The sequence below is a fragment of the Pedobacter sp. UYEF25 genome (genome assembly GCF_054061655.1).
The window spans coordinates 129,342-152,932 of the sequence record NZ_JBSSEL010000011.1 but is presented as its reverse complement, the minus strand read 5'-3'; the positions used below and the strand labels follow the sequence as shown (position 1 = coordinate 152,932).

18 protein-coding genes are annotated in these 23,591 nt (G+C 38.5%); 5 read left to right on the top strand and 13 right to left on the bottom strand.

Annotation, left to right across the window (positions count from 1 at the left end; all coding sequences use genetic code 11):
* The first annotated feature begins 157 nt into the window (after positions 1 to 157).
* Complete coding sequence (locus tag ACVWYG_RS12045) at positions 158 to 1,438, top strand: MFS transporter (protein WP_457270471.1); 1,281 nt, start codon at positions 158 to 160, stop codon at positions 1,436 to 1,438.
* A gap of 542 nt (positions 1,439 to 1,980) precedes the next feature.
* Here ACVWYG_RS12045 and ACVWYG_RS12040 read toward each other — a convergent pair.
* The 3 genes from ACVWYG_RS12040 to ACVWYG_RS12030 all read right to left on the bottom strand — a co-directional run bounded on the left by ACVWYG_RS12040 (position 1,981) and on the right by ACVWYG_RS12030 (position 6,560).
* Entirely contained in the window at positions 1,981 to 2,169 is a 189-nt protein-coding gene (locus ACVWYG_RS12040; protein WP_457270470.1) for a PLDc N-terminal domain-containing protein, read from the bottom strand.
* Between the two features lie 28 nt (positions 2,170 to 2,197).
* Complete coding sequence (locus ACVWYG_RS12035; RefSeq protein ID WP_457270469.1) at positions 2,198 to 3,949, bottom strand: ABC transporter ATP-binding protein; 1,752 nt, start codon at positions 3,947 to 3,949, stop codon at positions 2,198 to 2,200.
* Between the two features lie 100 nt (positions 3,950 to 4,049).
* Entirely contained in the window at positions 4,050 to 6,560 is a 2,511-nt protein-coding gene (locus tag ACVWYG_RS12030) for a M1 family aminopeptidase (protein ID WP_457270468.1), read from the bottom strand.
* Between the two features lie 117 nt (positions 6,561 to 6,677).
* Between ACVWYG_RS12030 and amaB the strand changes: the two genes are divergently transcribed.
* The gene (gene amaB, locus ACVWYG_RS12025) at positions 6,678 to 8,219 is read left to right on the top strand and encodes an L-piperidine-6-carboxylate dehydrogenase (protein WP_457270467.1); all 1,542 of its coding nucleotides are present in this window, start codon (positions 6,678 to 6,680) and stop codon (positions 8,217 to 8,219) included.
* A gap of 73 nt (positions 8,220 to 8,292) precedes the next feature.
* Positions 8,293 to 9,477 carry a class I SAM-dependent rRNA methyltransferase gene (locus tag ACVWYG_RS12020; protein ID WP_457270466.1) on the top strand — a complete coding sequence of 395 codons (1,185 nt, stop codon included), beginning with the start codon at positions 8,293 to 8,295 and terminating at the stop codon, positions 9,475 to 9,477.
* A gap of 42 nt (positions 9,478 to 9,519) precedes the next feature.
* Here the strand turns inward: ACVWYG_RS12020 and hisS are convergent, their stop codons facing one another.
* A complete protein-coding gene (hisS, locus tag ACVWYG_RS12015) occupies positions 9,520 to 10,947 on the bottom strand; it encodes a histidine--tRNA ligase (RefSeq protein WP_457270465.1) in 1,428 nt (475 codons plus the stop codon).
* Positions 10,948 to 10,994: 47 nt separating this feature from the next.
* Positions 10,995 to 11,984: an App1 family protein gene (locus ACVWYG_RS12010; protein WP_457270464.1), complete on the bottom strand. Its 990-nt coding sequence runs from the start codon at positions 11,982 to 11,984 to the stop codon at positions 10,995 to 10,997.
* A 63-nt stretch (positions 11,985 to 12,047) separates the two neighbouring features.
* On the opposite strand from ACVWYG_RS12010, the gene ACVWYG_RS12005 reads away from it, so the two are divergent.
* Positions 12,048 to 12,902, top strand: coding sequence for a diacylglycerol/lipid kinase family protein (locus ACVWYG_RS12005; RefSeq protein WP_457270463.1), 855 nt, complete (start codon positions 12,048 to 12,050; stop codon positions 12,900 to 12,902).
* Between the two features lie 513 nt (positions 12,903 to 13,415).
* Here ACVWYG_RS12005 and ACVWYG_RS12000 read toward each other — a convergent pair.
* From ACVWYG_RS12000 to ACVWYG_RS11965, 8 genes are all read right to left on the bottom strand, one after another.
* Positions 13,416 to 14,069 (bottom strand): TonB family protein, encoded by a 654-nt coding sequence (locus tag ACVWYG_RS12000; protein ID WP_457270462.1) that lies wholly within the window; start codon positions 14,067 to 14,069, stop codon positions 13,416 to 13,418.
* Positions 14,070 to 14,078: 9 nt separating this feature from the next.
* The gene (locus ACVWYG_RS11995) at positions 14,079 to 14,789 is read right to left on the bottom strand and encodes a peptidoglycan DD-metalloendopeptidase family protein (RefSeq protein ID WP_457270461.1); all 711 of its coding nucleotides are present in this window, start codon (positions 14,787 to 14,789) and stop codon (positions 14,079 to 14,081) included.
* A 12-nt stretch (positions 14,790 to 14,801) separates the two neighbouring features.
* Positions 14,802 to 15,176: a 30S ribosome-binding factor RbfA gene (gene rbfA, locus ACVWYG_RS11990; protein WP_457270460.1), complete on the bottom strand. Its 375-nt coding sequence runs from the start codon at positions 15,174 to 15,176 to the stop codon at positions 14,802 to 14,804.
* A gap of 54 nt (positions 15,177 to 15,230) precedes the next feature.
* Positions 15,231 to 16,427: a GTPase HflX gene (gene hflX / locus ACVWYG_RS11985; protein WP_457270459.1), complete on the bottom strand. Its 1,197-nt coding sequence runs from the start codon at positions 16,425 to 16,427 to the stop codon at positions 15,231 to 15,233.
* Positions 16,428 to 16,580: 153 nt separating this feature from the next.
* Positions 16,581 to 17,363 carry an indole-3-glycerol phosphate synthase TrpC gene (trpC, locus tag ACVWYG_RS11980; RefSeq protein ID WP_457270480.1) on the bottom strand — a complete coding sequence of 261 codons (783 nt, stop codon included), beginning with the start codon at positions 17,361 to 17,363 and terminating at the stop codon, positions 16,581 to 16,583.
* Positions 17,364 to 17,427: 64 nt separating this feature from the next.
* Positions 17,428 to 18,021: an anthranilate synthase component II gene (locus tag ACVWYG_RS11975; RefSeq protein WP_457270458.1), complete on the bottom strand. Its 594-nt coding sequence runs from the start codon at positions 18,019 to 18,021 to the stop codon at positions 17,428 to 17,430.
* 11 nt (positions 18,022 to 18,032) lie between these two features.
* Positions 18,033 to 19,430, bottom strand: a complete 1,398-nt coding sequence (locus ACVWYG_RS11970) for an anthranilate synthase component I family protein (RefSeq protein ID WP_457270457.1) — start codon at positions 19,428 to 19,430, stop codon at positions 18,033 to 18,035.
* A 597-nt stretch (positions 19,431 to 20,027) separates the two neighbouring features.
* Positions 20,028 to 20,474 (bottom strand): cytochrome B, encoded by a 447-nt coding sequence (locus tag ACVWYG_RS11965; protein ID WP_457270456.1) that lies wholly within the window; start codon positions 20,472 to 20,474, stop codon positions 20,028 to 20,030.
* A gap of 106 nt (positions 20,475 to 20,580) precedes the next feature.
* Here ACVWYG_RS11965 and ACVWYG_RS11960 point away from each other — a divergent pair, with 106 nt between their 5' ends.
* The gene (locus ACVWYG_RS11960; protein ID WP_457270455.1) at positions 20,581 to 23,589 is read left to right on the top strand and encodes an amidohydrolase family protein; all 3,009 of its coding nucleotides are present in this window, start codon (positions 20,581 to 20,583) and stop codon (positions 23,587 to 23,589) included.
* Positions 23,590 to 23,591: the final 2 nt, after the last annotated feature.

The following is a 23,591-nucleotide window of genomic DNA, read 5'->3' as shown; positions in this document are numbered from 1 at the left end:
ATTGACCTCATGCCTTATGCCAAATTTTACAATTATTTTAGTGGTTTACATTTCTTCTGTAAAGTCTAAATCGCTGTTGTAACAAAAGATTAAACATCCTTATTTTCTTTCGATTTCCCTTTTCAAAAGCTATTTTTGTGGCATTCAAAAAAAGCAGTTGGTAGACAAAGATTTTCCTGAAAACGAGAAACCCGATTCATTCGTATCCCTAAAAATTAAAGAATTTCGTTATTACTTGGGAATGCGGTTCTTCTTTACGTTCGCCTATCAGATGCAGGCAGTTATTATTGGATTCCATATATATAAAATTACCAATGACCCGCTTGCATTAGGATTGGTAGGTCTATGTGAGGCAATTCCTGCAATTGGCATTGCACTGTATGGTGGTTATGTAGCAGATAAAACAGAAAAAAGGGGATTACTTATTAAGGTTTTTTCGGGCGTATTTTTATGTTCATTGGTTATGCTTATAGCCACTTCCAATTATATGCATCAATATATATTAGGAAGCTACGTCGTGCCTATTATGTATACCATGGTTTTTGGAATCGGAATTGCGAGAGGATTTTTCTCTCCCGCCACTTTTTCTATTATGGCGCAGATTGTCCCGAGAGCACTTTATCCAAACGCAACTACTTGGAACAGCTCTAGTTGGCAATTTGCATCTATCATAGGACCGGCAGTAGGCGGCTTGATTTATGGCTTCTATGGCATCACCGTTACGTATTTTTTCATCATCTTTTTTATTGCAGCAGCATTGGTGTGCATTTTGTTTCTTAAGAAACACGAGCCAAAATTTATTCCAACAACAAACATCATGCAGAGCCTTTCTGAAGGTGTAAAATTTGTATTCAAGACCCGAATGATGGTTTGGGCAATGAGTTTAGACCTTTTTTCAGTTTTCTTTGGTGGTGCAGTGGCTCTTCTACCTGTTTTTGCCCACGACATTCTGAAAGTTGGCGCAGAAGGTTTGGGATATATGCGTGCGGCCTCTTCTGCTGGCGCCGTCGTGACTATGCTAGTCATGACACGTTACTCACCAATGAAAAAACCTTGGCGAAATTTGCTAATTGCGGTAACCGGTTTCGGAACAAGTATTATCTGCTACGGACTATCTAAAAATTATTATCTAACCTTGTGTCTTTTGTTTATGGAAGGATCATTTGATAGCATAAGCGTAATTATTCGTTCTACCATTATGCAATTACTTACGCCGGATGAAATGCGTGGACGAGTATCAGCCGTTAACAGTATGTTTATTGGATCAAGTAATGAGATTGGCGCGTTCGAATCTGGACTAACTGCAAAATTGATGAGAACTGTGCCGGCTGTGGTATTTGGGGGCAGCATGACGATTGCCATTGCAGAGCTAACTTGGTTTAAAACAAAAAACCTTACCAAGTTAAGTTTAGAAGACATTAACACGCAAAGTGCTTAGTAAGGCGCAATTACTGGGATAAGTAACGATGGGCAAGTTAAAATTGTAGTCGCTCTTACTTGAAACTTAATCGTATAAATGATAAAATGGGGCTACCACGTAAAAAATAGCCATTAGCGCTTTCTACATTAAAACTGGAATGTGGGGGGGGGTATAAAGAAGACTATAGTCAGTATCTTCTGTTGTTATTCTAATTTTATTGTTAACCGAACAGGGAGTGATGATTTAAGGCATGTCTATGGGGCATTGCATTGTAGGTGAAAAAAGGATCTCATCTAAAATTAATTACTACATCTCCATTAGCTCTTTGTTTGTTCGTCGCAAATGCCTCAAGTAACTTGTACGCCTTGGCGCAACCATCCTTTTAAAACCGAATAATTCAGTAAAAAACTATTTTAAGCCAATGCTTTAGGCTACAAAATAAATTGCTAGTACGTTAATTTATAGATCGCCGTGCTTTACCGATTTAATTTAGTAGGATTAAACGGTGATTATCCCTTAAGATTAGGAGAAATACAAAGGAGGTTATATCTTGTTTGGTATTATTTCCTACCTAATACCCAGTACATAATCGAGCCAATAAATGGCGCGAAAATAATTACGGCATACCATATTAGCTTTTGTGGGGCCGATTTTGCACTGACCGAATTATGATATATGGCACTTATAACTAGCGCTAAATAGACAATAATGCCAATTAAAATAAGCAAGGTAAATTGATTACTCTCCATATCAATTAAGGTAAATTAGATTAAAACTTTAATACTCAACAACGCGTTCGCCAATTTGTTGCCTCCACATGGCTTGGTAAAGTCCTTTTTGCTCAATCAACTCTTCATGCGTACCGTTTTCTATAATGTGTCCTTTTTCTAAAACGTAAATCGTATCTGCATGTTTAATGGTAGATAATCGATGGGCAATGATTATGGTCATGTGTTCAGTTGCCTTAGAAACATGTTTGATGGTGTTAGTAATCTCCTCTTCGGTAATGGAATCTAATGAAGAGGTTGCTTCATCAAAAACCAAAATGTCTGGCTGTCTTAGTAATGCTCGAGCAATAGAGAGCCTTTGCTTTTCGCCTCCCGAAACCTTTACACCGCCTTCACCAATGATAGAGTCAAGGCCATGATCTGCTCTAGACAGTAAAGTATAACAAGAGGCTTGTTTTAACACCCTATAACAATCTTCATCGGTAGCATCTGGTTTCACGAATAACAAATTTTCCCTAATGGTTCCGGAAAAGAGCTGGGTATCTTGGGTTACGAAACCGATTTTCTCTCGTAAAGTATCGAGATCTATTTTTTTGCTAGGTATTTTATTGTACAACACCTCGCCCGCCTGTGGATTATAAAGACCTACTAAAAGTTTTACCAGCGTAGATTTGCCAGAACCGGATGGTCCTACAAATGCAATTGTTTTTCCGCTACTTGTTTCAAAAGAAATATCATTTAATGCATTTACCTTCGCCGTTTGATGTTTAAAGCTCACATTGTCGAATGTTAGACTAGATAGCCGTTCAATGGTAACCGGGTTTTTGGGCTTTTCGTCTATCGGCTTACTTAAAATGCCTTTAAAATTTATCAGCGAAACATCTGCCTCTCTCCAAGTCAGCATAATATTTCCGAGTTCTTGTAGTGGCCCAAACAGGAAAAAAGAATAGAACAGAAAGGAAAAATACTGTCCGGCTGAGATGGTGTTTTCAAAAATTAGCAATAATAAAACCAATACCATTGTGCTACGCACCAGATTTACCGTCGTTCCTTGAACAAAACTCATGCTGCGTACATACTTCACTTTACGCAACTCTAAGCCTAAAATTTTATAAGTTGTTTTATTTAAGCGTGCAATCTCCTGATCTGCAAGTCCAAGACTTTTCACAAGCTCGATGTTTCTCAAAGACTCGGTTGTCGATCCAGCCAAAGCGGTTGTTTCGCCGAAAATAGACCGCTGAATGGCCTTAATTTTTCTGCTCAAAAACCAACTGACAAAGCTAATGATCGGGATTGCGGCAAAGTACACAAGTGTTACTTTATAGCTAATTGAGAAAGAGTAAACAATTACAAAAATCATCCCGATCAGGCTGATGAATAAAACGCTAATAAAAGAGGTAATAAATTTTTCGCAATCAATCCTAACCTTTTGCAAAATACCTAGCGTTTCCCCGCTACGCTGATCTTCGAACACCTGGTATGGAAGTTGCAATGAGTGTTTCAATCCATCTGCATACATCTCGGCACCAACTTTCTGAACAATTACATTGGTGTAATAGTCTTGGAAATTTTTAGCGATTCTAGAAATCATCGCCGCACCAACTGACAACCCCACTAAACCAAGAGCGCCCCATAAAAATTGACTATGAGTTAATACATCTTTCTTGTTGATGTATTTGTCTAAAATTCTGCCCGTAATGTATGGATCTAATAATGAAAACCCAATATTTACAGCAGCAAGAATTAATGCCAACACAACAATCCAAGTATGTTTTCTTAGATAATCTACAAGAACCTTCATTCAAATTTTTTTAAACGGCAAAAATAAACAAAGGGAATGAATTAAATCATTCCCTTTGTTTTTATGACGATTAACTTGCGTAGCGGTAAAACTTCGAAATTTATTGGCTGTTTAAAATATTCGCCGCATCTTTGAATAACTCCGCTTGCTTTTGTAGGTTTTTTTTCATCGATCCAGTTATGGCTGAAGCTTGTTTTGTTTTGCCCTCGGCTGCTGTTTGAAATGCCGTGCCAAGTTGCTTGGATAAATACTGTTGTAATTTTAACCGATCAATAACTTGTTCGATATCTTTCAACCCTTTTTCGGTTACAACTGGATTGGTATTGTTTTTTAAATATTGAAAATATTGTCCTATCGCCCCAAAAACCTCTCCTCTGCTTCCTGTTTCCATAATATTTTCGAAAAATTGTTGGTATTCATCACCACCGTTTGCTGCGTATAAACCTGCTATAGACCCAGAAATGTGCTTTTTTGTATCCTCATCCAAACCAGCTAAAGCACTTGTTCCTTCCTGTGGAGCTAGCGTGGCCAAACCTGTTATAGACGCGGCAATAACATTGTAAGATTTCTCCTTTATACCGTCCAACATCAAGTTTTTGTACTGCACATCGCTTGTGCTTGCTAGTTTTGCGATAGCTGATCCCCGAACACCAGTGTCTTTGTCGCTTTTTGCTAGCTGAACCAGGATAGGCAGCGCTTTGGCTTTAGCATCAGCATCTGTCAAATCTAATCCCCTTACACTTATCGAACGCAAACTAGCAGACTTATCTCTTAAACCCTGCAATAGCAACACTTGCGATAAGGCTGTTTTTGCTTTCGAGGCAAATGTTAAGGCCTCAATTCTATTTTTATAACTTGGCGCATGATCGTATTGATAAGCATATTCCTCGAAAACTTTATTGTCTTCGATTTCTCCGACTAAAATTTTATCAGCATCTAGGTCGACAAGGTCTGGTTTTCCCGAAACATCAAACGTAAAAGTTTGGTCACGATCTTTAATGAGTATGTCTTTTCTAATCTTCTTTCCGCTCACATAGATGTCTACTTTTAAAGGAAGTAAAAACGTTTGCACAGAACTATCTTGCACTTGTTTTATATTAATCGTCTCTTTCCCGCCCTTATAACTGTAGGTTACGTTTAATATTGGATGACCGCCGTTGTAATACCACTGATTAAAATAAGGACTCCAGTCTTTTCCTGTAACAGCTTCCATTGCCAGCCGCAACTGATGAGTTTCCCCATTTTTAAAAGCATTTTCAGTTAAGTATTTTTTTAGAGAGGCATAAAATGCCGCATCGCCCATCTGATTTTTAAGGGCATATAAAATTAGCGACCCTTTGGGATAACTTACATTGTCGAAAACATCCTCCTTATTGTCGTAATAAAAACGCGCTAAAATTGGACTTTCCCCATTTTTCGTGGTTCGTAAGTAAGATGCTAATTTATCATACCTCGTTTGTTCCTCCGCATCTTTTCCGGCATCGTGTCCACTCCAAATAATTTCGCCAAATGTTGCAAAAGACTCATTCATCGTAATATTACTCCAACTTTCGGCAGTTACATAATCTCCAAACCATTGATGAAAAAGTTCATGGGCGATGGTACTTTCCTGGTTGCCATCTAATAGTTCCCTATCTGTCTTTTGAACTTGTTCGCCATGCAACGTCGCCGTCGTGTTCTCCATCGCCCCAGAAACGTAATCACGTACCACGATTTGTGAATATTTGTTCCAGGGATAGTCTACGCCCAAAGTATTGCTGTAAAATTTAATCATTTCCGGTGTTTTTCCGAAAATCTGTTTGGCATAAGGAGCATATTTTGGCTCTAAATAATAGTTGACCTCCTTATCTTTATACTTATCTTTTGTAATTTTAAAATCGCCAACAGCCATCATAAACAAATAAGTAGAATGTGGCAAATCCATCCGCCAAGTGTCCGTTCTAGTGCCGTTATTGTTTACTTTCTGACTTACAAGTTTACCATTGCTTAAAGTGGTGTATTTGCTAAGGACAGTCATGCTAATTTCGTCAGTTGTCTTCTGATCAGGCTTATCAATGGTGGGGAACCATGCAGAGTTAGATTCCGTTTCGCCCTGTGTCCAAATCTGAGTCGGCTTGGTCTTATCCATACCATCCGGATTGATAAAATACAGCCCCTTTGCATCGGTAATGGCCGCGCTTCCTTTGACCTTTAGTTCATCTGGTTTGGCGATGTAAGCAATGTAGACGGTATATTTTTCGCCTTTTTGATAAGTCTTGTTTAATCTGATCGATAATTTCTCCCCATCGTAGTCATACTTTAATTTTGTCAATCCGTTTCCAACAATCAGCGAAACACTTTTAATATCCATCCCCTGCGCGTCTAAAGTCAAGGAATCAGTTGGATAAAAGTACGGTTTGGCCGTTAGCCACTCTTTACCATAAAGATACCGCTTCGCATAATCGAACGAAACGTCTAACTTGGTATGTACCAACTCATTTATTTTTGTCGCAGTGACACGATATTCGGCGCGGTTAAAATCGATGTTGTAAGGTTGTTTTTGTGCGTAGCTTGGCTGCACGAAAGTGAACGCCAAAGCCAAAATGGCTAAAAGAAAATGTCTACTTTTCATTGGTCTTTCTTGAAATTAAGTTAATTATAGCGGCTAATTATGTTATTATTTATTAGTCGCGAACAAATGTAAACTCTTTGATTACATTTTGAATTTATTTTATGTAAATTGATGGTTATGAAAGCAAACATCGCAAGCATTTTAAAAGAGTTAAATATAGATACGCATAACGCTGCTTTTTCTACAGGCAGTAATTGGGGCGCTTCCCATCAAGGCGAAAAATTAGAAAGTTTCTCTCCTGTAGATGGAACGGTCATTGCATCGGCAAACTTGGCAACAGCTGCTGATTTTGAAATAGTTGCTGCCAAAGCAGAAAAAGCATTTAAATACTGGCGCACGGTCCCTGCGCCAAAGCGTGGCGAAGTGGTGAGGCAGTTTGGGGATGCTTTACGTGCGCAAAAGAAAGATCTTGGCACTTTAGTAAGTTATGAAATGGGCAAAAGTCTGCAAGAAGGATTGGGCGAGGTTCAGGAAATGATAGACATTTGCGACTTTGCAGTAGGTTTATCGAGACAACTTTACGGGCTCACTATGCCTAGCGAACGCCCGCTGCACAGAATGTACGAGCAATGGCAACCGCTAGGCATTATCGGAATTATCTCGGCTTTTAATTTTCCAGTAGCAGTTTGGGCATGGAATACTGCCTTAGCCTTGGTTTGCGGAAATGTTTGTATTTGGAAACCATCAGAAAAAACGCCGCTGACCGCCATCGCTTGTCAGCATATTTTGGCGAAAATCTTAAAAGAAAATGAAGTTCCCGAAGGCGTAAGTAATTTGGTTGTTGGCAATCGGGTTATTGGCGAACAGATGGCAAGCGATAAGCGCATTGCGCTAATTTCTGCAACAGGCTCGACCCGAATGGGCAAAGAAGTAGCCAAAGCTGTTGCCGAACGTTTGGGAAAAAGTCTACTAGAATTGGGAGGAAATAACGCCATGATCATTTCGCAACATGCAGATCTAGACATGAGTTTAATTGCCGCCGTTTTTGGTGCAGTCGGAACGGCAGGTCAGCGCTGTACTTCCACCAGACGGTTGATTATTCAAGAAAGTATCTATGATGTTTTTAAAGAAAAACTGATAAAAGCATATACGCAACTGCGCATAGGAAATCCGTTGGATGAGCACAATCACGTAGGGCCGCTAATTGATAAAGCTGCGGTAGAAAGTTATAAAAAATCGATCGCAGATTGTAAAGCCGAAGGAGGTGTTTTTGTAGTTGATGGAGGTGTTTTAACTGGTGATGAGTATTCCAGTGGCTGTTATGTAAAGCCTTGCATTGCAGAAGTTAAAAACGATTTTTCCATTGTACAACACGAAACTTTTGCACCGATTTTGTATCTGATTAAATACAAGGCCTTAGATGAAGCAATTGATTTACAGAATGCTGTTCCTCAAGGACTTTCATCAACGATAATGACATTAAATCTTCGAGAAGCAGAACAATTCTTATCTGTTAAAGGATCTGATTGTGGCATTGCAAACGTTAATATCGGCACATCCGGTGCAGAAATTGGCGGTGCGTTCGGGGGTGAAAAAGAAACGGGCGGGGGCAGAGAAAGTGGATCTGATGCTTGGAAAGCCTACATGCGTCGGCAGACCAACACCATAAATTATGCCGACCACCTTCCATTGGCACAAGGAATTAAGTTTGACTTATAATTAACTCTTTTTTGCAAAAACTTAGCGCGCATCTTGGGTAAAACCTATGCGCGCTTTTATCTACATTTGCTTCATGGTAGAAATCGTTTTACAAAAAGGCAAAGAAAAAGCGCCACTTCAAAGACATCCTTGGGTATTTTCTGGTGCCCTTAATAAAATTAAAGGAACGCCTAGCGATGGAGAAGTGGTAAAAGTATTTGCAGCCGACGGCGAGTTTTTAGCTTATGGTCATTTTAATGGCAAATCTAGAGTAGCCATAAGGTTGCTAGATTGGGATGAAAATGCAATTATTGATGTTGAATGGTATGAAGCGAGGTTGAAACAATCCTTTGCTTTGCGTGCAACCGTTTTATCGGCCGAAACTGATACGTGTAGGTTGGTTTTTAGTGAAGCAGATTTTATCCCGGGACTGATTGTTGATAAGTATGCAGATTTTTTATCGGTACAAATTCTAAGTGCTGGCATCAATAATGTAAAAGCAGACGTTCTGAACCTGCTTCAAAAACATTTAAACCCCAAAGGTATTTTTGATAAAAGCGATGCGACAGCTAGGGCGCATGAAGGTCTAATGACCACCAATGAACTTTTGTTTGGAGAACAACCACCAGAATTTTTAGCGGTAAAAGAAAACGGGATTAATTATCACATCAATATTTCTGAAGGGCAAAAATCTGGGTTTTATTGTGATCAACGAGAAAACCGAGCGGTCTTAGCTCAATTTTCCGAAGGAAAGAAAATGCTAGATTGCTTTAGTTACAGCGGCGGCTTTAGCTTAAACGCAATTAGTAAGGGTGCTGCTTCAGTAACAAGTGTAGACAGTTCTGCGTTGGCGCTGAGTACATTAGGGCAAAACATCGATTTAAACAACTTCGACAGAACAAGGTTAGATGTCATCCAAGCAGACGTGAATAAACAACTCCGTGCGTTTAAGGAATCTGGTGAACTCTTCGATATTATAGTGCTAGATCCACCAAAATATGCACCGTCACGATCCGCTTTGGATAGAGCAGCGCGCGCCTATAAAGACTTAAATAGACTTGCCATGCACTTGTTGGAAAAAGGCGGTTTGCTTGCTACATTTTCCTGTTCTGGGGCAGTAGATTTAGAAACTTTTAAGCAAATAATTGCCTGGTCAGCGCTAGATGCCGGCAAAGAAGTGCAGATTATCAAACAGTTTTCGCAACCGCAAGACCACCCCATCAGAATTTCATTTCCAGAAGGAGAATATTTAAAAGGCCTTCTATTAAAGGTACTTTAGTAGGACTTTTTTATAAACAATAGATAAAAGGGTTTGGCTATGTTATAACGAACTGTACTTGGGCACTTTCGCATTCGCTTCTAAAAAATCAATCAGCGATGTGAATGCGATCTTTTGTTGCTCGCCAGTCTTCATATTCTTTAAAGTGAGCAAGTTGCTCTGCATCTCATCGCTTCCAATAAGTAACATAAAAGGAATATTTTTAGCATCCGCATAAGCCAACTGCTTTTTTAGCTTTGCTGCAGAAGGGTACAATTCTGACGCGATATTCTTTAATCGAAGATTTTGGAGAATGGGTAAAGCATACTTTTCTGCAGTTTCATCAAAATTGCTTATTAATATAGTTGTTCCTGCCGAGGTAGAAATAGGGAAAAGATTCAATTCTTCTAACACGTCATAAATTCGATCTGCACCAAAGGATACACCAACACCAGTTAAGTTTTGCAGTCCAAACATGCCGGTAAGGTCATCATATCTGCCGCCGCCGCCAATACTTCCCATGGCAACTTCGTTGGTTTTGACCTCAAAAATGCAGCCCGTATAATAGTTCAATCCTCGTGCTAAAGTAATGTCTAGCTTGATGGAATTGCCAAATTTTTCGAAATTATTTGTTGTGAGTAACTTCACATATTCCAATACATTTTCTAGCTCTAGAATTCCTTTCAAACCAATCTCTGATGCGGATAGTGACACTTTTAACTGCGATAATTTTTCAGCGTTGCTTCCCTCCAGTAAGATAATGGGATGAAGAATTTCTAAATCATTTTCTGTAAATCCTTTAACCAACAATTCTTTATTTACGCCGTCAATACCAATTTTATCCAACTTATCAATGGCTACTGTCATTGATATGATGAGTTCTGGTTTGCCGATAATTTCGGCAATGCCGGATAAAATTTTGCGGTTGTTGAGTTTTATGTCGAAATCTTTTAAACCTAACAGAGACAAAGCTTGGTGATATATAAGAATAAATTCAGCTTCGTTTAGTAAACTTTCCGATCCCACCACATCCACATCACACTGATAAAACTCTCTATATCTTCCGCGTTGAGGCCTATCGGCTCGCCAAACGGGTTGAATTTGAAAACGTTTAAAGGGGAGGGTCAGTTCACTTTGATGCATCACTACATATCTTGCGAAAGGAACAGTAAGGTCATAACGCAATGCTTTTTCTGAAATTAGGGGTGTTAATTCATTGCTGTTTTCATCGCTTGCAAAATCAAAAGATTTCTTCTTTGGATCACTCAAGAATTCTCCGCTATTCAAAATTTTAAAAATCAATTTGTCTCCTTCGTCGCCATATTTCCCAGTGAGGGTATTTAGATTTTCTATGCTCGGGGTCTGGATTTCTGCATAGCCATATTTTAAAAACACTTGTTTTAAGGTGTTGAAAATGTGGTTGCGTTTAAACATTTCTTGCGGAGAAAAATCTCTGGTGCCTTTAGCCAACGAAGGTTTTATTATTGCCATGGGCGCAAAAATACAAAAAATTGCCTCCGTTTTTTCCCGCCAACTTATTAAGAAATTCCTTCTTCGGCAATCAGTCCAATTTTTTTCGAGTGTTCCATTGCCTCCTCACTTTTGGTAAAAAGGCACGTTGAAATTCCTTGTTGCTGAATTTTTTTTAACAGGCTCAAAGTCATTTCTGTTTTGGATAATCGCACATTTCGAATATAAACGGCTATAATATTTTTTGGATACCGTGCTACTATGCTTTCATAAATCTTTGGATCTTGCTGTGAATTGTCACCAAAAAAAACAAATTTCTGTGCTGGAAAGGCATCTAAAATGCGCATGACTCGCAGTAGTTTAGACTGGTGACCTGTTTTTCCAGTTTTGAAGAAGTCTTTTAATTGTTTGATGGTATTCAACAAGAAGATTCCGTTTGGCAGTTGATTAAATTTGAATGCTTCGGTTAAATAATCGTACAAGTTCCATTCGCTGCTACTGACATAGAAAAATGGATTTGGCTGGTCTAGCGTGGTGTGCGATACTGCTAACTTTTGATAATATTCTGAAACTGTTGGAAATACGGTTCTACTTCGCGGATTTTTGGTCAAAAGCACCCTTATTCGTTGCCAAATTGTCGATGAATATGAATTTACTACCGTGTCGTCTATATCGGAGATAAAGGCATATTGCGTAACGTGCGGTACATATATTTTTCCCACCTCTTGCGCCATCACATCCCCATACTTATTTAAGGCTTCTATTTTCACTTCGTGCCAGCCTGCAGAAATGCTTTCGGTTGCTTGCCACTCGAACTTAAAGAAGCCGTCCGCTTCGGTTTTATTCAGGTAAGTTTCCCCAAAGAAGTGAAGTTTAACATTTGTAAAGGGAAGCGGTTTAACCATAAAAAGCTTAAATAGGTTGCGTATATTAATCCATACGTTATCACTAAAGCGCTGGTTAACTGTTGCCTTCTGTTTAAAAACATGGCCAAAAACAACTAAATTATCGGTGTGTCCATAGCCGTGATAAATTTTTACGCTAGTCGTCTCCTTCATAAATTTAAAACAGAGTTTGTGTGAAGTTGTTTGTAGAGTAATTTATCAAAACGGGCTAATAAAATGAAACTGTTGTTTGTTATAAATCCCGGATCGGGAGATCATAATCAGAATTTCAAAGAAATTATTTCTGAGCATTTCATCTCCCGGAATATTGAATTGGACTTCTACGAACTGCCAAAAGATTGTTCATTAGAGAAAATTAAAGAGAAAATTAATAATTCTAATCCAGATAGGGTGGTGGCAGTCGGTGGCGACGGAACCTTGAAATTAGTTGCAGAATGTATTCTTGATAGCCATATACCAGTTGGCGTTATTGCGGCTGGTTCCGCAAATGGGATGGCTAAGGAACTTGGAATCCCACTAGATATTCCAAGCGCATTGGATTTGGTGCAATTTGGCAAGCCAAAGGCGATTCATGTGGTACAGATAAACGATAAAATCTGTATCCATTTATCAGACCTAGGCTTTAATGCCTATGTAATTAAAATTTTTGATGGTTTACAACATCGAGGTATGTGGGGTTACGCAAAAGCAGCTTGGCATGCGTTGAATAATCAGAAGAAAATGCATGTTAGTTTGAGACTTGGTGAGGAAATAATACATACAAAAGCGGCCATGGTTGCCATAGCAAACGCAACGATGTATGGCTCTGGATTGAAAATTAATCCTTTAGGAAAGCTAGACGATGAACTTTTTGAGGTGGTTCTTGTGAAGGATTATTCTTATTTTGAAATTTTTAAAATGTGGTTTACGAGTTTGCCATTAAATCCAAAAAAAATTGAGGTACTACAGGCACGAGAAGTGACGATAACGCCGTCTAAGAAAACTGATTTTCAAGTGGATGGTGAATATCTTGGCAAAGTAGATAAAGTTTGCGCCAGGATTATGCCTGCAGCAATAAGTGTGATTTTGTAAGGGTTTTTTGGGTAAATTATTGGGGCAACAAGTTATTGGAGCTGATATTTTAACTTCTTGTATTTGATAATATTATTAAACAGCCTGTTAAATGGAATTTACAAGGTGCGGTTAAATCGATTATGTAAAATAACTTCTATTCATTTTTACGGTGTAATAAAGCCGAAAGAACTCTGCCACGATGCACATTCTAAATAGGAGGTTAAACCAACTTTCGGATAAATTTAACCATTCGGGCAAAAGGGTTATAAATCCAATAGAGAAGACCCAAACTAACAGGCGGACAGGAAATTGAACGTAGTAAGTTATTGGGCCAAATTTTCTGAATAAGGCCAAGCCAACGGCAGATGCAAATAATGAAAGGAATAGAGGAAAGGTTAACCAAACACGGACTTGAGATAAAAAATTATGAGGTATTTCGTTAAAATGCACTATTAAACTCCAAATAGGTTGGCACAGTAAGACAATGGAAATCACATCAAAAGCAGCAAAAATTTTGGCGAGAACGCGCATTTATTTACAGTATTTCTTCAAATAATCGTCTGCCAGACCACTTCCCATATTTTTTACGAAATTAAAATCTTCACAAGCACCTTGATTGTCTCCCTGTTTAACTTTCATTAAACCCATTTTAACCTGCTCATTTAGATAATCATCGTCTATTCCCAATTGCTTTTTTAAGGCTGTTATTTGCTGTTCTTGCCCAGGTTTAGCAAGGTCATAATTTTTATAAAAATTCTCGATGGTACTTATTTTGGCAAGTTCAACTTGATATTGATTAATCGCTTGATTGATATCTTTTTGGCTTTTTGTCTCGCAGCCATATCCTTCTAAAGTAAATTTCACTGGAACAATCACATAGGTGGTTGTATCATAATCGGCGGGAACTAGCCATTTTCCGCTACTCATGCGTACAAGCCGTAGCGCCTCCTCGTCTAAGTCGGTGCCAATGCGTTTAGAAATGGCAGAAAAATACACCTTGCCTTCCTCATCTAATTTGAATCGTATTTCTGTTGTACCTTGTATGCAGTTATTTTTAGAAAACGGAGGATAAATGGTATTCTTTTTTAAAAAATTAGCAAAGCCCTCATCACCAGTTTTAAAACGCAGTTGAGCAGTAGCAATAGAGCCATAAAAAATAAAACAGATAGCCAATAGTTTTTTCATTGTTCTAATTTAAGAATAAAATTCCGAGCTAATTGCGCCAAAATTGTACCGTAAAATAATTTCTGGATTTGGACAGTTTGCTAAATAACTCTCTCGCTCGCTGTATTTGCAAACACCAGGGTAGTCTCCATGGGAGCTGTTCAAATTTAATATAAGTTGGAGATGTAGGTGTGGGGGCCAAGATCCGTTTTCTTTTTCGTTACCAAATGTAGCAAACTGCGCCCCGGCAGAGATCATTTTTCCAACATAAAGCCCATTTAGTGAATCTGCATTCAGGTGCCCGTAGAGGGCATAAAAAGTTAATCCGTTTATACAATAGGTCAAAATTATAGTTGTGCCATAATCTCCAAATTGATCGTTATTGGCAAAGCTATGCACTGTCGCTTCGTAAAAATTATAAATGGGCGTACTGACCTTTGCCCAAATATCTACTCCGAGGTGTAACCTCCTAGGTTCATCGCTTGCCGAGAAATGGTCACTTCGCTTATAAATGTTTCTATGTTCGTGGTATCCTCCAATTCCATACCTCGCATTAGCACGTTCCAGTTTTTCTTCAACCCAGTTGGAAAAAAGCGCAGTATCAGCTAATATCTCGTCATTTAATTCTACGTTATTGCTCGTAAAATCTAAATGAACTAGAAAGTCTTTTTCTAAATTATAGTCTACTACTTTGCCAATTTTGGCGGCGTTTGCCTCTAAAACTGTTTCTAACCTTGTCAAGTATAATTCTAATTAGTCTTCTTTTGAATCTTCTTTTTTTTCCTTCGCAATTTGATCGAAAAGATAATCCATTCGTTCCACATATTCATTTGTATCGTCTACAAAGAAGTTTAGTTCCGGCACTACTCTTACTTGGTTTCGAATGCGCGTACCAAGTTTATATCTAATTTCGCTATTGTGAGAGTTAACAATATCTATTGATGCTTGGGTGTTGTTCGCATTAAAAAAGCTGAGATAAATTTTTGCGACACCTAAATCTGGCGAAACGCGCACGTTGGTGATGGTTACCAAGGTATTGGGCAGCAGAGATCCGCCCTCACGCTGAAAAATTTCTGCCAATTCTTCTTTTAATACTCCAGCAAACTTTCGCTGTCTTTTACTTTCCATAATTTTTTGATTTCATTTCTGCGCACAACGATGCAAATATCTTCGCTCGCTTAACTAATAAAGTAAATTCCTGCTATATGGATATCTAATGTTGTTGGCGGCATTTACCATCTCATATAAAACAATTTTAAACTCTTCTATATTTTCTTTCTCAGTTGCAGAAATGAACAAGGCAGGTACATCACCTCGGCTCATCCAACTGTTCTTAAAATCTTTTAAGGAGAGTTTTCCATCTTCTAGTGCCTGCAGATCGTCGACTTCTGGCGAAACATAGGCATCAATTTTATTAAACACCAACAACATTTCTTTATCTATTGCGCCAATGTCTTTAAGCGTTTCGTTTACTATAAATAATTGATCTTCAAAATTAGGATGAGAAACGTCTACCACATGGATCAAAATATCTGCTTCTCTAACTTCATCTAAAGTAGATTTGAAGCATTCTACTAAATGGTGAGGTAATTTTCTGATAAAACCTACCGTGTCACTAAGTAGAAACGGTAGATTATCTATAACCATTTTGCGCACAGTGGTATCTAAGGTCGCAAACAGTTTGTTTTCTGCAAAAACCTCAGATTTAGATAACATATTCATAATGGTAGACTTACCAACATTTGTATAGCCCACGAGCGCTACCCGAATCAGTTCTCCACGATTTTTTCTCTGCGTTTCGTTCTGTCTATCAATTTGTTTTAAACGTTCCTTCAACAACGAAATCTTATCTAAAATAATTCTTCTATCAGTCTCTATCTGAGTTTCACCCGGCCCGCGCATGCCTATTCCACCTTTTTGCCGCTCTAAGTGAGTCCACATTCTGGTAAGCCGCGGTAACATATATTGCAATTGTGCAAGTTCTACCTGTGTTTTTGCTTGTGCGGTTTGTGCCCTGTTTGCAAAAATGTCCAAGATTAAGATACTACGATCTAAAATTTTTACGCCAAATTCTTTTTCTATGTTACGCAGTTGAGACGGTGAAAGTTCATCATCGAACACCACCATATCAATTTCCTCGGCCTTTACATATGCACTAATCTCATCTAACTTTCCCGAGCCCACGAAGGTTGCGCGGTCCGGTTTCAGCATTTTTTGAGTAAATACTTTTTCTACCTTTCCACCGGCAGTTTCTACCAAAAAAGCCAATTCATCCAAATATTCTTTTGTTTGAGCTTCTTTTTCGCCCGGCGTAACAACACCCACCAACACAACTCTTTCTTGTGTAGCAGCGGTATCATACGTTTTTTGTTTGCCCATATATCAAGACAAATGTAAGCAATAAAGAAGCCAAATTGAGCCGCTTAAAGGGACGGAAATGTAAAAGTTTAGGATTGTAGTATATGGAAACGATCTTAGTACAGTTTTATAAAAAAACATATTAAAACGATATTAAAACTAAAAAAAGTTCTGTCACATCTTCTCTACAAATTCTTCCATCGCTTTTCCCGGATTTTCAGTCTTCATAAAGTTTTCACCGATTAAAAAACCTTGAAAGCCCACGCTTTTAAGGTTTTTTATAATTTTTGGATCACTAATGGCGCTTTCAGAAATTTTAAGAAAATCGCTCGGAATTAAATCAACCAGCTGATAAGAGGTTTGTAAATTAACAGTAAAGTCTTCTAAATTTCTGTTGTTTACGCCAATTGCATCTAAATCGGCACAGATGCTGCGCATGAGTTCTGCCTCACTGTGCACCTCTAACAATACGTTTAAGCCCAAGCTTTTTGCTGTTTTTGCAAATTTTTGAATGGCTGTCGGCGATAGTATTCCTGCTATCAATAATATAATATCTGCGCCCCAAGCTTTTGCTTCGATGATTTGATATTCGTCGATGATAAAATCTTTCCTTAAAATCGGGATGTTATTCGCGGCCCTAGCGGCCAAGATATCGTCTGTGGTTCCACCAAAAAAATCAACATCGGTTAACACGCTCAGCGCCGAAGCACCAGCTTTGCTATACGCATTTGTAACCTCTGAAACATCTGCCATGCCATTTATCAAACCTTTAGAAGGAGATCTTCGTTTAAATTCTGCAATAATGCCCGAACGACTTTCATCCAATAGAAAATCTCTAAAAATATAAGGAGTGCGAGAAAAATGAATCGATTGTTCTAAATCCATAATTTTAACTAGCTGCTTGGCAGAGGCAAGCTCTTCTTTTTTTCTAGCAACTATTTCGTCTAAAATATTTATCATTACTGCTAACCTATGGATTGAAAAAATGTTTAATAACTACTAATTTTTAATGCAGAACTGATTAAACAGTTAACCAATTTTCCATCATTTTTTTGCCGTATTCTGTCAGCACGCTCTCTGGATGGAACTGCACGCCCCTAACATCAAGACTTTCATGCCGAATCGCCATAATACCGTTACTGTGATCTCTAGCAGTAACTCTTAAGCATGAAGGGAGGTTTTCATTGCTTACCACCCAACTGTGGTATCGCCCAACACTTATGGTTTGTGGGCATTCCCAAAATAAACTTTCTTCGCCATCTGTTACGGTAATAGGTGTGGCAACGCCATGCATAGGTCGTCCTAAGTTTAAAAGTTTTCCACCAAAAGCCTCTGCAATGGCTTGTTGGCCCAAGCAAACCCCAAAAATACTTTTGGTGTCACTGTATTTTTTAATTACCTCCAATAATAGACCTGCTTCTGTAGGAATTCCTGGTCCTGGCGAGAGTAGAATTTTATCAAAAGCTTCTACTTCTTCGAGGTCGAATTTGTCATTTCTCCAAACTTCTGCCTCAAAACCAACCTCGTTAATCAGATGCACCAAATTATATGTAAAACTGTCGTAACTGTCTATTACCAAAACCTTTTTGCTCGTCGCTGTATCTCTATTTTCCATTGTTCTTAAATCTAAATACCTGTCGCCATTTCTATCGCTTTGCGCAATGCAGCAATTTTATTGTTTACTTCTTGAAGCTCACTTTCGGGTATAGAGTCTGCCACAATTCCGGCTCCAGCGCGGTAATGCAATTCGTTGTTTTTACTCATAAAAGTCCGAATCATAATGGCGTGGTTAAAATCTTCATTAAAGCCCATAAAACCAATTGCACCTGCATAAAAATTTCTACCTAACGTTTCGTTTTCATCAAGCAGTTGCATGGCTTTATATTTTGGTGCGCCGCTCAGCGTACCTGCCGGATAAGTATCTGCAACCACATCAAAAGCATTGACGTTTGTTTGTAAATGGCCACTTACCTTACTTACCAAATGGATTAAGTGCGAATAATACTGCACTTCTTTAAAAGACTTGACTTCCACCTTATTACAATGTCTACTTAAGTCGTTTCGGGCAAGATCTACCAACATTACATGTTCTGCACTTTCTTTAGGATCCTGCTCTAAAAGTTTAGCCTGTTCGGCATCTTCTGCATCATTGCCACTTCGTTTAAATGTTCCGGCAATGGGAAAAATATTTGCGTGATTGTCCTTTATTGTTATTTGCGCCTCTGGCGATGAACCGAACAATTTAAAGTTTCCATAATCGAAATAGAATAAGTATGGCGATGGATTTATAGACCTTAAACACCTGTAAACATTGAACTCATCACCAGTAAAAGATTGTTTAAAAGCTCTTGATGGGACAATCTGAAAAACATCACCTCTGAAAATATGCTTTTGTAGTTTTTTTACCAATGCTATAAAATCCTCATCGGTTAGGTTGGATGTTTCGTTGCCATTTATTTTAAATTTATACTCCGGATAGTTCTTATTCTGTATGAGGTACTGCATTTTCTCTAAACCTTCCTCTTCTTCGCCTTCGTAGCTATTTTTAAAAAGTGTAATTTCGTTTTTAAAATGATCTATGGCGATGAGGTAGCGATACAGGTGGTATTGAAGTTCGGGGATTTCCTCCTCGTGTGGCGTTTTCGCTCCAAATTTAATGTCTTCGAAATGCTGAACCGCATTCCAGTTAAAGTATCCAAATAAACCAGTGCTAATAAATTTGATCTCCGGAAGCTCAATTACCTTAAACTTTTGTTTAAAGGTTTCTATTTCTGCCACTAAGTTTTTGGTTTCCTTTATTTCTACACTGCCATCCGGAAAATAAGTTTCCAACTGGTTTCCTTTAAGGATGATGCCTGCTATCGGCTCTGCGCAAACAAAGCTCATAGAGTTCTCTCTACTATGATAATCAGAACTTTCTAACAAGATGCTATTGGGAAAAACATCGCGCAGTCGTAAATAAATGCTTACTGGTGTGGTGGTATCGGCAAGTAGTTTTTTGTATTGGGTATTGATTTTGTACATTTTTATTGATGTTGCTGTTGTAATGAAGCAAGAAATTTATTGGGAGAACTGAAATTAAAACAAAAAACCCAGCGTTATGTTGCGCTGGGTTTTTGTTGGTTTAGGTTGATAAAATATTTTCGCTATACGCACCAGGCACAATTAATTTTCAAATAGTTACGCCAAAGCCAAGTATAATTTTTGTTGTTCATCTGTAGCAAAAGTAAAAATAAATATGAGAAAGTGAAATTTTTATAGAAAATATAGCTTTGATGCAAAAATGATTGTTCTATAATTGAGTACGGCGCGCCGGCAAAAGGGTTAGTGAATGTTTAAATTCCCATTGTTTTCTCAACGCCAAAAACATCAAAATTAAGCCTAATAAAAATGACACCGACATATAGACGAGCGCAAAAAAGGCTCCCCCAATGTGCAACATTTTTAGTGTTGCAGCTAGAATAGTAAAGGCAAGCCAGGCAATACTTAAAACATTTGGATTGAAAACATTTCGGCGCATAGTTAATAGGGTTCATAATGGTGAGCTGTAATTACACCTGTTTTAAACACCAAATTAGCCTTAGTTAAACTAGCTTTGGCAAACTTATTAATGGTAAATATTTAATTCATCCCAAAAAAGCTTTTCCCAGGTACATCTTTAACCATTAGTAATATCGTTACCACAATTAATAAAAGTCCAAACCCAAAAAATATAGAGATCGTCTTGTGTTTAGCAACATCAGTAAGCATCTTCTTAGAACGCGAGTTCCCAATAGTTATTAAAATAATAGCCAAGATCATCATGCTGATGTGTTCCATTTTATAATAACGGATAGCGGCATCGCCCGCGGCATTCATCTTATACCAGCCACCCAAAAAATATAAAGCCAGCCCCAATAACAACTGGATATGTGCACTAATCAGCGTAAAAAGATTTAATTTTTTATCGCCATCGGTGTAAGTTTTGTTTCCCAGCCAGCCGGCAACGGCTCTAATAACAGCAAGTAGCAACAATATTAAAACAATATACCGCCAACCCGAGTGTGCACTTCTTAATATAGTATACATAGCATTTTTTTGATTCAAAATTAAAGAAATAATTGTAAAATATCGGCTATGCTTTCTAAAGTAGGATAATTTAGCTTAGTTTTAAATAAATTAAACTAACTACACTATGAATAGATTTTTACTATCTGTTCTGTTGCTGTTTTCCATTGGCTTGGCAAATGCGCAGCAGAACACGTTCCCTGTAAATGGCTCGTTCGACGTTCGTCCGGGCCTGTTTGCGTTTACAAATGCCACTATTGTAGTGAATGGCAGCCAAACCCTAAAAAATGCGACCATGTTGGTAAAGGGACAAAAGATAGAAGCAATTGGCTCTGGGCTGGCCGTGCCAAAAGGTTACGTGGTTACAGATTTGAAAGGCAAATTTATTTATCCGTCTTTAATAGATGCCTTTACAAGTTATGGCCTCTCGGCCGTTCCATCTGCAGGTCGAGGTAGGCAATCTATTTTTGTATCCACAAAAAAGGGCGCCTACAATTGGAACGAAGCTGTTCGGCCAGAGACGCAGGTAAACACCTTGTTCTCTATTGATGAGAAAAAAGCTGATGAATTGCGCAAAGCTGGTTTTGGTAGTGTAAATGTGGTTAACAGAGATGGAATTGTTCGCGGTGTCTCTGCTGCAGTTACGCTAAACGACGGAATGGATAACAACGTTTTCTTAAATGATAAAACTGCAGCAAATTATTCCTTTAATAAAGGGTCTTCCTCTAATGATTATCCAAGCTCTTTGATGGGAGCAATTGCGCTATTGCGTCAAACCTACTATGATTCTGAATGGTACGTTAAACAAAACGAAGAGTACAACATTTCTTTAGAGGCTTTTGGAAAAGAACAAGGTTTGCCACAATTATTTGAAGTAGATGGCTGGCAAAATGTTTTAAGGGCAAATAAAATAGCGAAGGAATTCGGCAAAACTTATATGATCAAATCTTCCGGTGATGAATATCAACGGATTGATGAGATTAAAGCTATTGGTGTTAGTTTAATTGTGCCTTTAGATTTTCCGAAAGCGTATGATGTGGAAGATCCTGCCGATGCCAGAAAAGTTTCGCTTAAGCAGATGAAAGAATGGGAGATGGCTCCGGCAAATCCAGCAGCTTTAGAAAAAGGAAAAATCAACTTTGCAATCACTTCCTTTGGACTCGACAACACGAGAGATTTTTGGGCAAATTTGAGAACGGCAATAGACAATGGCCTCAGCGAAAAACAAGCTTTTAAATCCATCACAGAAATTCCCGCAAAATTATTGGGTATATCTGATAAAGTAGGCACTTTAGAGAAAGGAAAAATAGCAAACTTCCTTATTTGTTCAGATAGCTTGTTTAAGAAAGACAATATTATTTTCGAGAACTGGGTGCAAGGGAAACGCTTTGTTGTAAACAGAATGGATTTGAGCGACGTGCGCGGTCTTTATAACCTAAATATCGATGGCGTAGGTGCATTATCGTTAAAAATAACTGGAGCTTCCGGCGGGTCTTCCGCAGCTGTCGAGCGCATTGGTGCCGATAGCGTTAAAACCAACGCAAGTTTTAATAGAAATGGCGATTGGGTAAGTATCAATTTTAATTTGAAAAAAAATCCTGCCAAAAACGTTCGGTTAAGCGGGTATATAATAGATAGCAGTCCAATTACCATAACCGGTGAATCGGTTATGGCAGATGGAAAAACGGGCAGATTTACTGCGTCTTATAAAGAAGCCATAAAAGAAGACGGTAAAAAGCAAGATTCAAAGCCTGAAATATCTACGGGAAAAGTAATCTATCCTTTTACTGCTTTTGGTGAAGAAGCTTTGCCGAAACAGGGAACAGTTTTATTAAAAAATGGTACGGTTTGGACCAACGAGCAAGAAGGGGTTTTACAAAATGCCGATGTGTTGATAGAAAATGGAAAAATAAAAGCAGTTGGAAAGAATTTATCAGCCAATGGTGCAACAGTAATAGATGCTACAGGCAAACACATAACCAGTGGCATTATAGATGAACATTCGCACATTGCAGGCAGCGGAGGCATAAATGAAGGCGCACAGTCCGTGTCTGCAGAAGTACGTATCGGAGACATTATAGACTCAGAAGACATAGACATTTATCGTCAATTGGCAGGCGGTGTAACTGTTTCTCAAATCCTTCACGGTTCTGCTAACCCAATTGGAGGACAAAGCCAGTTGATAAAATTACGTTGGGGAAAAGCGCCAGAAGATTTGAAATTTGTAGGCGCAGATGGCTTTATAAAGTTTGCCCTTGGAGAAAATGTAAAGCAAAGTAATTTTGGCTCTGGGATGCGTTTTCCAGTAACCCGGATGGGTGTTGAGCAGACTTTTGTTGATGAGTTTACCAGAGCAAAGGAATATGAAAAAGCTCGGGCGGTAAAAGGAAATAATGTGCGCCGAGATTTAGAGCTGGATGCGATTGTAGAGATTTTAAACAATAAGCGCTTCATCACCTGCCACTCTTACGTGCAAAGCGAAATAAATATGTTGATACATGTGGCAGATAGCATGGGTTTTAAAATAAATACCTTAACACATATTTTAGAAGGGTACAAACTTGCTGATAAAATGAAAGCCCACAACATTGCTGGTTCAACATTTTCTGATTGGTGGGCTTACAAGAATGAAGTTGCAGAAGCCATTCCTTACAACGGAAAAATTATGCACGATCAAGGTGTTGTTGTAGCCTTCAATTCTGATGATGCAGAACAAGCCCGTCATCTAAATCAAGAGGCAGGCAAGGCTATTTTATATGGAAATGTGCCGCAAGAGGCGGCATGGAAATTTGTAACGCTAAATCCCGCCAAAATGCTTCATGTAGATAAACAGGTTGGAAGTTTAAAGCCAGGAAAGGATGCCGACGTGGTTTTATGGTCAGCAAACCCGCTCTCCATTTATGCCAAGGCAGAAAAAACATTTGTAGACGGAGCCCTTTATTGGGACATTGAAAAAGATGCTGCTGAAATAGCGTCAGTCGATGCAGAAAAAGGGCGGCTGATTCAAAAGATGTTAGACAGTAAAAACCAGGGTGGTAAAACTCAAAAACCGGTTGCAGAAAAATCTATCCACGAGCACTGTGACACGATGGGCAATTATTCGGCTGACTTAAATTTTAAAGAGGCAAACCATTAAAA

Bases quoted from the DNA above. Each gene is read 5' to 3' on its own strand.
- ACVWYG_RS12040 (WP_457270470.1), bottom strand. From the start codon at position 2,169: ATGGAGAGTAATCAATTTACCTTGCTTATTTTAATTGGCATTATTGTC.
- ACVWYG_RS12035 (WP_457270469.1), bottom strand. From the start codon at position 3,949: ATGAAGGTTCTTGTAGATTATCTAAGAAAACATACTTGGATTGTTGTG.
- ACVWYG_RS12030 (WP_457270468.1), bottom strand. From the start codon at position 6,560: ATGAAAAGTAGACATTTTCTTTTAGCCATTTTGGCTTTGGCGTTCACT.
- amaB (WP_457270467.1), top strand. From the start codon at position 6,678: ATGAAAGCAAACATCGCAAGCATTTTAAAAGAGTTAAATATAGATACG.
- ACVWYG_RS12020 (WP_457270466.1), top strand. From the start codon at position 8,293: ATGGTAGAAATCGTTTTACAAAAAGGCAAAGAAAAAGCGCCACTTCAA.
- hisS (WP_457270465.1), bottom strand. From the start codon at position 10,947: ATGGCAATAATAAAACCTTCGTTGGCTAAAGGCACCAGAGATTTTTCT.
- ACVWYG_RS12010 (WP_457270464.1), bottom strand. From the start codon at position 11,984: ATGAAGGAGACGACTAGCGTAAAAATTTATCACGGCTATGGACACACC.
- ACVWYG_RS12005 (WP_457270463.1), top strand. From the start codon at position 12,048: ATGAAACTGTTGTTTGTTATAAATCCCGGATCGGGAGATCATAATCAG.
- ACVWYG_RS12000 (WP_457270462.1), bottom strand. From the start codon at position 14,069: ATGAAAAAACTATTGGCTATCTGTTTTATTTTTTATGGCTCTATTGCT.
- rbfA (WP_457270460.1), bottom strand. From the start codon at position 15,176: ATGGAAAGTAAAAGACAGCGAAAGTTTGCTGGAGTATTAAAAGAAGAA.
- hflX (WP_457270459.1), bottom strand. From the start codon at position 16,427: ATGGGCAAACAAAAAACGTATGATACCGCTGCTACACAAGAAAGAGTT.
- ACVWYG_RS11975 (WP_457270458.1), bottom strand. From the start codon at position 18,021: ATGGAAAATAGAGATACAGCGACGAGCAAAAAGGTTTTGGTAATAGAC.
- ACVWYG_RS11970 (WP_457270457.1), bottom strand. From the start codon at position 19,430: ATGTACAAAATCAATACCCAATACAAAAAACTACTTGCCGATACCACC.
- ACVWYG_RS11965 (WP_457270456.1), bottom strand. From the start codon at position 20,474: ATGTATACTATATTAAGAAGTGCACACTCGGGTTGGCGGTATATTGTT.
- ACVWYG_RS11960 (WP_457270455.1), top strand. From the start codon at position 20,581: ATGAATAGATTTTTACTATCTGTTCTGTTGCTGTTTTCCATTGGCTTG.